Below are 13,837 nucleotides of genomic sequence, written 5' to 3' on the forward strand. Positions count from 1 at the left end.
GCCGGGTTAGCTCGGGAATACCCCCATTTGCGGTACACGGGAAAATTGCCCTTGGACTTTGCCGGGAGGAAGTTTGCGTCATCGGAGCGGATAAGGGCTGCGCCGATGCCGCACTTTCTTCTCTCCACCAGTATGCAACGATTCTTACGATTCACTTTACCGCTGGCCGCCGCCCTGGGGCTGAGCGTAGCCGTGCAGGCCCAGAATGGCTCGGTGGGCATCGGCACCAGCACGCCCAACGGCAAGGCCGCGCTGGAGCTGAACAGCACCACGAAAGGCTTTCTGCCGCCGCGCATGACCCAGGCCCAGCGCGACGCGCTGGCACCGGGCACCACGGAAAAAGGCCTGCTGGTATTCAATACCGAAACGAACACGCTGAACCTGTGGAACGGCTGGAGCTGGGTGAACTACCTGGCCGACTCCACCCCCAGCGGCGCGGCGCCCACGCTGGCGCCCGTCACCTTCACCAGTCCCTACGTCACCAACACCTACACCGTGCCCGCCGGCGTGACGCGGCTGAAGGTGGATATGGCCGGTGGCAAGGGCGGCGGGGCCGACGGCGGCAACGGCGGCCGGGTGCAGGCCACGCTGGCCGTGACGCCGGGCCAGGTGCTGACCATCTACCCCGGTACGGCCGGCGCCATTCTGGCCCCGGGCTTCAACAGCGGCGGCGGCAGCGGCGGCTACGCCAACGGCGGGGGCTCCACGAGCCTGCAGGGCGGCGGCGGCGGCGGCAGCAGCGACATCCGCATCGGCGGCACGGCCCTCACCAACCGGGTGCTGGTGGCCGGCGGCGGCGGCGGGCGCAGCTACACCCTGAGCGGCTACGCGGCCGGCGGCTGCGGGGGCGGCCTGACGGCCTGCAACGGCGCCATCCCCCAGTACGGCTTCAACGCCGGCGGCGGCGGCAGCCAGACCGGCGGCGGCGCGGCCGGCGGCTGGGGCGGCGCCACGGCCGGGACCCTGGGCGAGGGCGGCCAGGGCCGCGACCGGTCGGGCGGCGGCGGCGGCGGCTACTACGGCGGCGGCGGCAGCAGCTTCGACGGCACCCAGTACAACTACAACGGCGGCGGCGGCGGCGGCGGCTCGTCGTACGCCGATGCCAACCTGACCAGCAACGTGGTGCACACCCAGGGCTACCAGGCCGGCGGCGGCTACGTGACCCTGACGCCCCAGCCGGCCGCGCCGGTGCTCGACGGCAGCAACATCACCAACGTGCCCGGCACCTACGACAACCTGGGCAACCACACGGCCACCCAGAACCTGAACCTGGGCACCAACCAGCTGGTGGGCACGGGCAGCGTGAGCGTGGGCAACAACCTGAACCTGGGCGCCAACCAATTGGTGGGCAACGGCGGCACGCAGGGCCTGGGCCTGACCAGCGCCGGCAGCCTGCTGCTGCCGGCCGGCGTGATTCAGCGCGGCGGCACAGCCATTACGGCTACCTCCGACCTGGGCCTGTACTCGCGCGTGAGCGGCAACTTCCTGCGCCTGGTGACCAACAACGCCCCCATCCGCTTCTACGCCGATGACGACGCGGGCACCACCGCCAACGTGAGCATCGAAAGCAACGGCAACGTGGGCATCGGCACGGGCAACACCTCCCCCACCAACCGCCTCGACGTGCAGAACGCCGCCGGCCGCACCGGCACCCACGCCACCGGCCGGGCGCTGTACGTGACCGGGGACTTCGACCAGGCCGCCGGCGGGGCCGAGTTTCGGCACTACAACGGCACGCAGGGCGTGGGCATCGGCTACAACTCCCTGTACGCGGCCGGCTCCAACGTCGACCAGCCCCTGAACCTGATGCCCAAAGGCAACGGCGGGGTGGGCATCGGCACCGTCAGCCCCGGCTCGTTGCTGGACGTGAACGGCGCGGCCACGGTGCGCGGCGCGGCCAACATCGGGGGCAATATGAGCTTCGGCGCCACCGTGCGGCAGATGGTGAACCTGTTCAATGGCGACTACGGCATCGGCGTGCAGGGCGGCACCGAGTACTTCCGCTCCGGCGACGCGTTTGCCTGGTTTACCAACGGCTCGCACAACGACGAGCAGTTCAACCCCGGCGGCGGCTACACCCAGATGGTGCTGAAAAACACCTTCCTGGGCATCGGCCGGGGCTTCAGCGCCAACAGCGGGCCGCAGGGGCCGCTGGAAATCCGCCGCGACAACGCCAGCCCCTACATCGTGATGCACGACCCGAACGACGCGTGGTTTTCCTTCGGCATGGACTTCAACGACGGCCGCAAGATCAAAATCAACGAGGGCAACGGCTTCAGTAGCACCAACTACATGACCTTCAGCGGCACGAACGTGGGCATCGGCACGACCAACCCCAGCTTCCCGCTGGACGTGCAGGGCACCGTGACGCCGGGCAACTACGCCTACGGCTGGTTTAACAGCAACGGGCAGACGGGCACTACCGGCGGTAATACCGGCCCGGTGAGCATCCGCGCCACCGGCCGGGTGCTGGCCACCGAGTTCAACGCTACCTCCGACCGCCGCCTCAAGACCGTCATCGGCCTGAGCGACGCGGCTCAAGACCTGGCGTTGCTGAATCGGATCCGCATCACCGACTACACCATGAAGGACCGGGTGCAGTACGGGCAGCGCCCGTTCAAGAAAGTCATTGCCCAGGAAGTGGAGCAGGTGTTTCCGCAGGCCGTCAGCCAGCACAGCGGCTTCCTGCCGGATGTGTACGCCCCGGCCACGAAGGCGGAAACCCAGGCCGATTCGCTGCTGGTGCTGACGCTGCCCGCCGCTCCGGCCGCCCAGGCGGGCCAGCGCGTGAAGCTCATCACCAAAACCGGCGAGGTTATCGGCACGGTGAAAGCGGCCCAGGGCAAGCAGCTGGTGGTGCGCGGCGCCCGGCAGCTGGCGGGCCAGGAGGTGTTCGTCTTCGGCCTGGAGCACGCCGACGTGCGCGCCGTCGATTACGAGGCGCTGGCCATGCTGAACGTGTCGGCCACCCAGGAGCTGGCCCGCAAGGTGCAGGCGCTGGAGCAGCTACGGCAGCAGGTAGCGGCCCTGCAGGCCGAGCTGGCAGCCAGCAAGACCCAGTCAGCCCAGCAGCTGCAGCAGGCGCAGGCGGCGGCTTCGGCCCAGACGGCCAGCCTGGATCAGCGCCTGAAGGCCCTGGAAAGCCTGCTGGGCGCCCGCGCCGAGGCAAAGTAAGGCCGGCGCGTCCGTGCTGTTCCGCCCGAGGGCGGCCCTGGTTTCGACCGGGGCCGCCCTCGCCGTGTTTCGCGGATACCCCCAAATGCGGTACACGGCCGAGTTGTACTACAGCGGGTCGGAGTTAGCTTTGTGGTTGGTTTGGCCGCTGCCCCGCCCCGTCCCTCGCTCCTGCCCTGCTTAGTTTCTATATGCAACACCGTTTACGCCATTTCCTGCTGCCCGTCCTGCTGCTGTTGCTGACGCCGGGCCTGCGCGCCCAAACGCCCGCCGGCGTGGGCATCGGCACCACGACGCCCGATGCCTCGGCCGTGCTCGACGTGAAGGCCACCGACAAGGGCCTGCTGCCGCCGCGCATGAGCCAAGCCCAGCGCGACGCCATTCCGAATCCGGCAGCCGGCCTGACCATCTACAACACCGACGCGGCCAAGCTCAACACCTGGAACGGTTTCTTCTGGACCGACGCGGTGCAGGGCCTTTCCGCCGCCGCCAGCGGGGCGCAGACGCTCACCTTCAGCTTCACCGGGGCCACGCAGACCTGGACCGTGCCGCCAAACGTGACGAGCGTACAGGTGGACATGGCCGGGGCCCGCGGCCGTACCATCGACAACTGCAGCAACTGCTACCGGGGCGGCCGGGGGGGCCGGGTCCAGGCCACGCTAGCGGTAACGCCGGGCCAGGTGCTGACCATTGAAGTAGGCGGCGACCGGGGCTACAATCCCGCTACGCTGTACCAGGACGGGGGCTACAACGGCGGGGGGCGCGGCAGCGAACCGGGCGGCGGCGCCACCGACATCCGCCTTGGCGGGACGGCCCTGACCAACCGGGTACTGGTGGCCGGCGGCGGCGGCGGATCGGGCTATTACGCCCGGGGCGGCCCCGGCGGCGGCCTCACCGGCGGCGACGGGCTGACTCCCACGGCGGGCAACCCGACGGGGGTGCCCGCCACCGGCGGTACCCAAACGGCCGGCGGCACCGATGGCGGTACGCCGCAGCAGTACTGCTACTGCGGCTCAAGCCCGGCCGGCCTGGGCGTGGGCGCCAGCCTGACCGGCGGTACCAGCTGGGGCGCTGCCGGCGGCGGCGGCGGCTATTACGGCGGGGGCATGAGCCACGGCAACGCCGGCGCCGGCGGCGGCTCTTCTTACGCCCACCCTACGCTGGCCAGCAACGTGACGCACACCCAGGGCTACCAGAACGGCGCCGGCTACGTCCGCCTCAGCTTTAGCTTCCAGCCCGAAGCCCCCGTTATCAGCCTCAACAACGCCACCACCTCGCAGGCGGCCGGCAGCGTCATCTACAGTGACGGCACGAAGTTGGCCGGCAACGCCGCGCAGCTGTACTGGGACAACGCCGGCGCCCGTCTGGGCATTGGCACGGGCAGCCCCCAGGCCAAGCTGCACGTGGCCGGCACCGCCCGCATCGACGGGCTCGGTGGCGGCGGCGCCCGCATGGTCACCACCGACAACAACGGCCAGCTCGCCGCGCAGACCATTCCGGTGGATAACGACGCGCAAACGCTCAGCCTGAGCGGCCAGCAGCTGAGCATCAGCGGCGGCAACGCCGTGACGCTGCCCAACGGCGCCGACAACCTGGGCAACCACTCTGCCACCCAGGCGCTGGTGCTCAACGACCAGCCAGTATACCTGCGCGGCGCCACCGACGCCAACCACCAGCTGCGCTTCAGCGCCAGCGTCGATGGGCCGCAGCTGTTCGGCTACAGCGGCGGCGAGCTGGGCTACAACGCGGGCGGCGGCTTCGCGTCGGTGCTGCGCTGGACCAGCGGCGGTTACGTCGGCATCGGGCTGAACCCCGGCAACAAGTTTGACCTGCAGACGGAGGGCCGCAGCGGCTCCCACGCCACGGGCCGGCCGCTGTACGTGACCGGCAACTTCGACGAGGCCGCCGGCGGCTCGGAATTCCGCCACTCGAACGGCACGCAGGGCGTGGGCATCGGCTATAACTCGCTCTACGCGGCCGGCTCCAACGTCAATCAACCGCTGAACCTGCTGCCCAAGGGCACGGGCGGCGTGGGCATCGGCACCACCACGCCCGGCGCCCTGCTCGACGTGAACGGCGCGGCCACGGTGCGCGGCGCGGCCAGTATCGGGGGCACGCTGAGCTTCGGGGCCACCACCCGGCAGATGATTGGCCTCTGGAATGCGGATTACGGCATTGGTATCCAAGGCGGTACGCAGTACTTCCGTACCGGCGAGGCCTTTGCTTGGTACACCGGCGGCTCGCACAACGATGCGCAGTTCAACGCCGGCGGCGGCAGCACCCAGATGGTGCTCAAAGGCGGCTTCCTGGGGGTGGGCGCGGGCTATACCAGCGCCTCCGGCCCGAGCGGCCCATTGGAAATCCGCCGCGACAACGCCAGCCCCTACATCGTGATGCACGACCCGAACGACGCGTGGTTTTCCTTCGGTATGGACTTCAACGACGGCCGCAAGATCAAAATCAACGAGGGCAACGGCTTCAGTAGCACCAACTACATGACCTTCAGCGGCACCAACGTGGGCATCGGCACGACCAACCCCAGCTTCCCGCTCGACGTGCAGGGCACCGTGACGCCGGGCAACTACGCCTACGGCTGGTTTAACAGCAACGGGCAGAGCGGCACCACCGGCAGCAACACCGGCCCGGTGAGCATCCGCGCCACCGGCCGGGTGCTGGCCACCGAGTTCAACGCCACCTCCGACCGCCGCCTCAAGACCATCATCGGCCTGAGCAACGCGGCCCAGGACCTGGCCCTGCTCCAGCAGCTGCGCATCACCGATTACACCCTGCGCGACCGGGCGCAGTACGGCCAGCGCCAGTTCAAGAAAGTCATTGCCCAGGAAGTGGAGCAGGTGTTTCCGCAGGCTGTCAGCCAGCACAGCGGCTTCCTGCCTGATGTGTACGTGCAAGCTGCCAAGGTTGAAATCGAAGCCGATTCGCTGCTGCGCCTAACCCTGCCTGCCGCCCCGGCCACGCCGGCCAAAGCCGGTCAGCGCGTGAAGCTCCTCACCAAAACCGGCGAGGTTATCAGCACCGTGAAAGCGGCCAGCGGCACTCAACTCTTGCTGCGCGGGGTGCGGCAGTTGGCGGCTCAGGAGGTATTCGTGTTCGGCCTGGAGCACCCGGACGTGCGCGCCGTCGACTACGAAGCACTGAGCATGCTGAACGTGTCGGCTACTCAGGAACTGGCCCGGCAGGTAGCCGAACTGCAACAGCAGAATGCCCGGCTGCAGCAGCAGAACCAGGCACAGGGCAGCCGCCTCGACCAACAGCAGGCCCTGCTGCAAACCCAGGCCACGCAGACCACCGAGCTGGCGCAGCGCCTGAAAGCCTTGGAAAACCTGCTGGGCACCCGCGCCGACGCGAAATAACCCGGCGGAATCTGGCCTCCTTACCCCGCCCCGACTGTGCCCCGCACGGCCGGGGCGGGGCATATAAGCTCGGGGGCGTTGCCTATTTTTACTGGTCAGCACCCCCTCATTTCCGCTTTTTTTCTTCCCGCTGCTTTTCTTCATGAATAGGTTTGCCGGCCTGCTGCTCAGCCTGTTGCTCCTGCTGCCGGTGGCCCGAACCGCCGCGGCGCCGACCAGCGGGCCCCGGCGCCCCATCCATTCTCCGCTGCTCGACAGTCTGCGCCGCCTGCCGCAGCTGCCGCGGCCGGCGCAGCTGCACCTGGCCCGGCAGCAGGTCACCATGGGCACGGCACCCGCCGTTATTGCCCTGCTCCAGCGGGCCGATCTGCCCCGGCTGGTACGGGCCGAGCTGCTGGCCAACCTGGCCGGGCATTATTTGCACGAAAACCAGCCCAGTCTGGCCATCATCCAGATGCTGCAGACGCGCCGTATGGGGCTGGAAGACGGCGACTCCCTGCGCGCCGCCATTGCCTGCGAATGGCTCAGTTACTCCTATTTTCTGCTCCGGCAGCCCCGGCCCGGCGTGGCTTACGCCCGCGAGGGGCTGCGCCTGGTACCACGCCACACCAAGGCCGGCCGCGACGAGCTGGGCGGTATCTACACGAACCTGGCCAGCTGCGCCACCCAGGCGCACGACTACCCCTTGGCCATGCACAGCTACCGCCAGGCCCTGCACCTGGCCCGCCTCGACCGCGACACGGCCAATGTGGCCGTAAGCCTGGCCAACCTCGCCGACATAGCCCTGCAACAGCAGCAAAATGCCCGCGCCGCGGAGTTGATCGATTCGGCAGCGGCGGCCTACCCACCGCCCCGCTACGTGGGCGTGCAGCTGATGCTGGATGAGATGCAGGGTATCCTGGCGTATCGCCAGGGCCGCTACGCCGCCGCCGTGGCGCGGCTGGAGGCCACCCTGCACCGTGCCCACGCCCACCACCTGCTCAACTGCGAGATGAGCGTGGTGACCACCCTGGTGCCGGCCCTGGAACAGCTGGGCCAGTACCGCCAGGCCCTGGCGCATCAGCGGCGCTACGCGGTGCTGCAGGACAGCCTGTTCGAAGAATCCAGCGCCCGCCACGCCCGCGAACTGCAGATACTGCACGCTACGCAGCAGAAAGAGCAGCAGCTGAACCGGCAGCGTCAGCGCATTGCCACCCTGCAGGCCAGCAGCCGCCTGCGGGCCGCCACGCTGCGCCAGCGCACCACGCTGTTTGTGGCCGCGCTGGCCGGCGCCGGGCTCCTGCTGGTGCTGGTGCTGGTGCGGCAGCGCGCCCGGCACATCCTGGCTTCTACCACCGCCGCCCTGCGCATGCGCAGCCGCATTGCCGCCGACCTGCACGACGAAGTGGGCACCCTGCTCACCCGCGTCAACCTGCAGGCCGAGCTGCTGCGCCAGACCCAGCCCCAGGTCGACCCGGCCCTGGAGCGTCTGCTGAGCAACAGCCGCCAAGCCGCCGGCACCATGCGCGACATCGTCTGGGGCATCGACGCGCAGGCCGATACTGTGGGCGCCCTGCTCGACCGCATGCGCGACCACCTCGACCAGTGCGCCACCGCGGCCGGCCTGGCCACCGAGCTGCACGTACACGGCCTGCGCGACGAGGAGCCCCTGCCGCCCGAGCTGCGCCAGCACCTCTACCTCATCTTCAAGGAGGCCGTCAGCAACGCCGCCCGCCACGCCCGCGCGGCCACCGAACTGCAAGTGAGCCTGGAGCGCACCGACGGCCACCTGCGCCTGCGCGTGGCCGACGACGGGCAGCCCCCGGCCGTGCCCACCGGCCGCAGCGGCCTGGGCCTGCGCAGCATGCAGCAGCGCGCCACCGCCCTGCGCGGCACGCTCAGTACTGGCGCCGGCCCCGCGCAGGGCTTTCTGGTGGAGCTGCGTGTGCCCCAGTAAGCCGGCTGCCCCGCCGCTTCGGCCCGCCGATTTCACCATTTCGGCAATTCCCCGTATCATGCGGGCACCCCGACGACGTTAGGGGCATTAGCTTCACTCCGTCGTCTCTGCCGCGTACCGCATGTCCCAAAGCATTATTCACCGAATCCTGCGGCCCCTGCTGCTCTGGCGCCTGCGCCACGTCAGCGACCGGGTGTACCTGATTCTGGTGAGCGTGCTGGTGGGCGCGCTGGCGGGCCTGGCGGCGGTGCTGCTCAAAAATGCGGTGCATTGGGGCCAGGAGCTGCTCTACGGCTGGATTCCGGAGCAGAACCGGGTCTTCGCCCTCTTCCTCTACCCCATCATCGGCATCGGGCTGACGGTGCTCTTTGCCCGCTACGCGCTGCACGGCAACCTCGGCCGCGGCATCGGGCCCATCATCTACTCGGTGGCCCGGCAGAGCAGCATCGTGCCGCGCTCCAAGCTGTACTCGCAGTGGGTCAGCTCCCTGCTCACGGTCACTTTCGGCGGCTCGGCCGGTCTGGAAGCCCCGATTTCCGTCACCGGCTCGGCCATCGGCTCCAACGTGGCCCGCATCCTGCGCGTGAGCCGGCGCGAGCGGCGCCTGCTGGTGGGCTGCGGGGCGGCGGCGGGGGTGGCGGCCATCTTCAACTCGCCCATTGCGGGCGTGCTGTTCGCGGTGGAAGTGGTGCTGAGCGAGCTGTCGGCCCCGTTTTTCATTCCGCTGCTGATTTCCTCGGCCACGGCCACGGTGGTGTCGAAGTTCCTGTTTTCGGGCCAGCCCTTCGTGCTCATCACCACCAGCTGGGACGTCGACACCATCCCCTTCTACCTCGTGCTGGGCCTGTGCGCGGCCCTGATGTCGGTGTATATGATCCGGGTGTACTTCGCCGCCGACAAGGTATTCGAGCGGTGGAAGGGAACCTACCGCAAGGTGGTGCTGGGCGGCATCGGGCTGGGCGTGCTGGTGTTCGTGTTTCCGCCGCTCTACGGCGAGGGCTACAACATCGTGCAGGCCCTGCTCAGCGGCGAGCCGCGCCACCTGCTCGACGCGAGCATCTTCTCGGTATACCGCGACGAGAACGTGTGGATTCTGCTCACCGTGGCCCTGTGCACCATGCTGCTGAAGGTGCTGGCCACCTGCATCACCATCGGGGCCGGCGGCAACGGGGGCATGTTCGGTTCCTCGCTGTTTTCGGGGGCGCTGCTCGGCTTTTTCATCGCCCGGCTCATCAACATCAGCGGCTGGTTTGTGGTGCCGGAGGTGCACTTCGTGGTGCTGGGCATGGCCGGGGTGCTGGCCGGCGTGGTGCACGCCCCGCTCACGGCCATCTTCCTCATCGCCGAAATTACCGGCGGCTACGCCCTGTTCGTGCCCCTGATGGTGGTGACGAGTTGCTCCTACCTCACCACGCGCTACTTCGAGCCCTACTCGGTGTACACCCGCAAGCTGGTGCAGCGCGGCGTGTACGTGCACCAGGACCGCGACCGGGGCCTGCTGGCCCAGCTCGACCTCTCGCGCCTGGTCGAAACCGACTTCGAGCCGGTGCAGCCCGAGGCCACCCTGGGCGAGCTGGTCGACATCTTCCGCCACGCCACCCGCAACCTCTTCCCGGTGGTCGACGACGACGGGGCGCTGGTGGGCATCATCTCGCTCGACCAGGTGCGCGACGCCCTTTTCGACGAGGAGCACTATACCACCACCCGCGTAAGCGACCTGATGACCGAGCCCCCGGCCACCGTCAACGTCGACGACACCCTGCTGGACACCCTGCGCTGCATGGAACAGCTGAACGTGTGGTCGTTGCCGGTGCTCAAAAACGGCCGCTACGTGGGCTTCCTGCTGAAATCGGCCATCCTGGCCAGCTACCGCAAGCAGCTTATCAAGGAAAGCGAGTAAGACCGGGGCGCGCTGAAGTCTGATTGAACCAGCTGCTGCCAGCGCCAAAATCGGCCGGGCGGACCCTGAACGGGGCCCGCCCCCGTCTCACCTCCCGCCCGGCGAGGTCCGAGCAGCCGCATTTATGACTGGCCGGGCAGCCGCGGCATGGGTTTATTGAGCCGTTTGCCAGCCACCCCCTTCCCCGGTTTTTCTATGCTGCTGCTCGCGCCGGTTGAGGCCCCGCCCGCCGCCCCGTTCCCACCCCGCTGGAGTCTGGAAGTTGGGGGCCTGTACCAGCGCTATGCCCGGTTCGAGACGCCGTGGGGACGCGGGCGGCAGTCGGTGTTTTCGGTGCTGCCGGTGCACCTGCGCCTGGGCGTGCGCCTGAACGATGGCAACACCCTGTACCTGGGCTTGCAGTACCGGCACCGACGGACGCCCACGACGCTGCTGACGACTTACCCCGAGCTGCCGCGCTATTACTACTGGCAGACGACCCGCGAGGTAACCACCGTGGCCGTCCCGTTCGCCGTCGGCCTGCCCATTGCCTCCACCCGGCTGGCGCCTACTCCGTGGCGGGTGGAATTTCGGGCGGGCGTCACCCTGCTTGCGGCCCGGTACCGCCTGCGGGAGTATTCAACCACGACGAACAGCCCCGAGCCCTACGACCAGCACGCGGAAACCCCGGAATCCTCGGCCGATGTGACTTTCACCGCCGGTGGCCGAGTCGGCTACGGGCTGGGCAAGCACCTGGAGCTGACCGCTGACGGCGGCGCCAGCTTCTCGCCGCTGATCTTGCTGACCGTTGCGTTCGGGGCCGAAACCTCGCCTTTCGGCGGCGGCGGGTCCCTGGGCCTGACCTACCGATTCTGAGACGGGCGGCGGCACAGCCAGCCATCCAGCGCCCAGCCCAGCAGCACGCCCCCGGCGTAGCACGCCAGATCGGACCAGAGAAACCCGCGGCCCAGCACCAGCGCGCCCGGCGTGGTGCCCCGCAGCGCTTGCAGCCAGGGCGCCTGCCACAGCTGGCTCAGCTCAATAACGAGGGAAAACGCGCCGGCCACCGCCGCCCGCCGCCGGGCCGACCACGTCGGGCGCAGCCCACTCACCAGCCCGAACACGAGCAGGGCCCAGAGCACGTCGCCGGCGTAGAGCCCCACCCAGGCGGGCAGCCCCGCCCGAAACCGCCGCGACGCCAGCCCCAGCCCGAGCACCAGTCCCGACAGGATGGCGTAGCGAAGGCGGATGACGGAGGCAATCGGACGGATGAGCATGTTTTCTGAATCGGTGGAAAATGCGTCTGCCGCCGGCCCGACGGCCATTCGCGGCGGCGCACGGCCTGATGGCAGCGTGCTAAAATGGGTTACAGGAAGCCGAGCATTCAATACAAGCTTTGAATTACAAAGTTCTTTGATAACTTTGAATCACCAAACTTTCCCGCTGCTCTTTTCTGTTAGCTGTCCTATGGACTATTTCGTCGCGCCGCACTCCATCGTGCGCACCATCTGGGGCAAGGCCGATACCGTGCTTTTCATCTTCGCCGGGGCCGCGGCCGAATTTGCCCTGAACAAAGCCGTTGATTGGCTGTATTTCACCGGTCGGCTGCCCGCCGATCCGCTGGGCCGGCTGTTTTCCACCGTCGAGTACGCCCGGCAGATCGTGTTTGCCGAGCGGGCCGGGGCCGAGCGCGCCATCGATACCATTGCCCACATTCACCGCGCGGTGGAGGCCCAGCGCGGCGCCCGCATCCCCGACTGGGCCTACCGCGACGTCCTGTTCATGCTCATTGACTACTCCATCCGGGCCTACGAGGCGCTGGAGCGCCCCCTGACCCCGGCCGAGCAGGCCGAGGTGTTCGACGTATTCGGGCGCGTGGGGCGGCGCATGGGCATTGCGGACCTGCCCGCCACCCACGCCGAGTGGCTGCGGCAGCGCCGGCAGCACCTGGCCGCCGACCTGGCCCCCAGCCGCTACACCACCGACCTGTACCGACAGTACCGCCGCCACCTCGGGCCGGTGCGCTACGCCCTGCTGCGGCAGGCCCAGGGGCTGGTGGTGCCGCCGCTGGTGCGGGCGCAGCTGGGCCTGGGCCACGGCCTCGCGCTGCGCCCTATCATCGGGGTATACCGGCGAGTGCAGCACCTGGCCCCAAGCCGCTGGGCCCGTACCAGCCTGCTGCCGGCCGCGTTCCGAGCCCAAATTGCGGCCCTCGATATGCCATCCGCAGGGTTCGCGCATCTATAAATCGGCGCGGGCTGAACTCCGACCCGCGTAGTGCGTACGATTTTTGCGGGTAGCGGCGTAGGAATGTCGGCCCGTCCTGCGTTCCTTTCCTGTTCTTCTCTCTGCAGTGCTTATGGAATCTTCCTTACTCCGCTATCGGCTGCGCCCCGCGCTCCTGCCCCTGCTGCTCGGCCTGTGGCTGCTGGCCCTGCCCGGCCGGGCCAGCCACATCCGCGCCGGCGACATTCAGGCCAAAACGGATACCACGGCGGCCCACAATCCGCTGCGCATCTTCTTTAAGATGGTGACCTATACGGATTCTAACTCGCCGGCTGATAACCCGGGCCAACAGTCGAGCAACGAAGCAACCATCTTTTTTGGCGACGGCACCAGCATCGTCGCCACCCGCCTGCCCCCGGTGCAGCTGCCCAATAACGTGCGGCGCAGCGTGTACTACTTCGAGCATACTTACAGCGGAGCCGGAACTTACTACGTCAGTCATATCGGGGAGCTGCGCGCCACGGGGATTCGCAACGTGCCGTCGTCGGATCAGCGCAGCTTTTACATCCATACCCAGATCAACATCAGCCCGCTCATCGGCATCAACCACTCGCCGGTGCTCAACGCCCCGGCCATTGACCGGGCCGCTTCGGGGCAGGTGTACCTGCACAACCCGGCGGCGTCCGATGAAGATCGAGACTCCCTGGTTTTTCGCTTGCTCGTCTGCCAGTACGAACCGCGTACGGTAGCTTCCCTCGTGCAAAGCGGCAACAATCGGCCGCAGCCGGTGAATCTGCCCGGCTATACGTATCCGAATGTGGCCTCCGGCGGAACCCAGGTGCCTTATACGGGCCCACCCGTAGGCGTGCCCGGAGCTCCGTCCATTCTGGTAATAAACGACAGCACCGGTCAAATGGTGTGGAACGCCCCGAACCTGCTGGGCGACTACAACGTGGCGTTTGTGGTGGAAGAGTGGCGGCGCGACGCGTTCGGGGGCAAGCGCAAAATTGGGGAAGTCATCCGCGACATGCAGATAACGGTGTTTGCCAGCAGCAACCAGCGCCCGACCATCACGGTGCCGCGCGACACCTGCGTGGTGGCCGGCACCACCCTCACGCGCACGGTGACGGCCACCGACCCGGACAACAACCCGCTGCGCCTCTCCGCCTACGGCGGCATGCTGCCCACCCCGGCCAGCTTCGTGACCACGCTCAGCGTGCCGGGCCGGGCCGTGGGCCGCTTCAGCTGGCC

General features: G+C 68.3%; 7 protein-coding genes and 1 pseudogene. 7 read left to right on the plus strand and 1 reads right to left on the minus strand.

Going from position 1 to position 13,837, the window contains the following annotated elements:
- Positions 1-132: 132 nt before the first annotated feature.
- The 5 genes from FDY95_RS15300 to FDY95_RS15320 all read left to right on the plus strand — a co-directional run bounded on the left by FDY95_RS15300 (position 133) and on the right by FDY95_RS15320 (position 11,236).
- Positions 133-3,174 (plus strand): tail fiber domain-containing protein, encoded by a 3,042-nt coding sequence (locus FDY95_RS15300; RefSeq protein WP_171025695.1) that lies wholly within the window; start codon positions 133-135, stop codon positions 3,172-3,174.
- A 191-nt stretch (positions 3,175-3,365) separates the two neighbouring features.
- Complete coding sequence (locus FDY95_RS15305; protein ID WP_138078996.1) at positions 3,366-6,545, plus strand: tail fiber domain-containing protein; 3,180 nt, start codon at positions 3,366-3,368, stop codon at positions 6,543-6,545.
- A 142-nt stretch (positions 6,546-6,687) separates the two neighbouring features.
- Positions 6,688-8,481, plus strand: a complete 1,794-nt coding sequence (locus FDY95_RS15310; RefSeq protein WP_138078998.1) for a sensor histidine kinase — start codon at positions 6,688-6,690, stop codon at positions 8,479-8,481.
- Positions 8,482-8,602: 121 nt separating this feature from the next.
- Positions 8,603-10,381 carry a chloride channel protein gene (locus FDY95_RS15315; protein ID WP_138079000.1) on the plus strand — a complete coding sequence of 593 codons (1,779 nt, stop codon included), beginning with the start codon at positions 8,603-8,605 and terminating at the stop codon, positions 10,379-10,381.
- A gap of 195 nt (positions 10,382-10,576) precedes the next feature.
- Positions 10,577-11,236, plus strand: coding sequence for a hypothetical protein (locus FDY95_RS15320; protein WP_138079001.1), 660 nt, complete (start codon positions 10,577-10,579; stop codon positions 11,234-11,236).
- Here the strand turns inward: FDY95_RS15320 and FDY95_RS15325 are convergent.
- The gene (locus FDY95_RS15325) at positions 11,224-11,637 is read right to left on the minus strand and encodes a ribosomal maturation YjgA family protein (RefSeq protein ID WP_138079003.1); all 414 of its coding nucleotides are present in this window, start codon (positions 11,635-11,637) and stop codon (positions 11,224-11,226) included. The genes FDY95_RS15320 and FDY95_RS15325 overlap by 13 nt on opposite strands.
- 190 nt (positions 11,638-11,827) lie before the next feature.
- Here FDY95_RS15325 and FDY95_RS15330 point away from each other — a divergent pair, with 190 nt between their 5' ends.
- Positions 11,828-12,607: an oxygenase MpaB family protein gene (locus FDY95_RS15330; protein ID WP_138079005.1), complete on the plus strand. Its 780-nt coding sequence runs from the start codon at positions 11,828-11,830 to the stop codon at positions 12,605-12,607.
- Between the two features lie 112 nt (positions 12,608-12,719).
- Positions 12,720-13,837, plus strand: a pseudogene (locus FDY95_RS15335) (hypothetical protein); the annotation flags it as partial.

The sequence above is a fragment of the Hymenobacter jeollabukensis genome (assembly GCF_005771675.1).
In the GTDB taxonomy this organism is placed as follows: domain Bacteria; phylum Bacteroidota; class Bacteroidia; order Cytophagales; family Hymenobacteraceae; genus Solirubrum; species Solirubrum jeollabukense.

What these genes read in the sequence shown, in the direction of transcription:
- FDY95_RS15300 (WP_171025695.1), top strand. Translation starts at nt 133, where the DNA reads ATGCAACGATTCTTACGATTCACTTTACCGCTGGCCGCCGCCCTGGGG.
- FDY95_RS15305 (WP_138078996.1), top strand. Translation starts at nt 3,366, where the DNA reads ATGCAACACCGTTTACGCCATTTCCTGCTGCCCGTCCTGCTGCTGTTG.
- FDY95_RS15310 (WP_138078998.1), top strand. Translation starts at nt 6,688, where the DNA reads ATGAATAGGTTTGCCGGCCTGCTGCTCAGCCTGTTGCTCCTGCTGCCG.
- FDY95_RS15315 (WP_138079000.1), top strand. Translation starts at nt 8,603, where the DNA reads ATGTCCCAAAGCATTATTCACCGAATCCTGCGGCCCCTGCTGCTCTGG.
- FDY95_RS15320 (WP_138079001.1), top strand. Translation starts at nt 10,577, where the DNA reads ATGCTGCTGCTCGCGCCGGTTGAGGCCCCGCCCGCCGCCCCGTTCCCA.
- FDY95_RS15325 (WP_138079003.1), bottom strand. Translation starts at nt 11,637, where the DNA reads ATGCTCATCCGTCCGATTGCCTCCGTCATCCGCCTTCGCTACGCCATC.
- FDY95_RS15330 (WP_138079005.1), top strand. Translation starts at nt 11,828, where the DNA reads ATGGACTATTTCGTCGCGCCGCACTCCATCGTGCGCACCATCTGGGGC.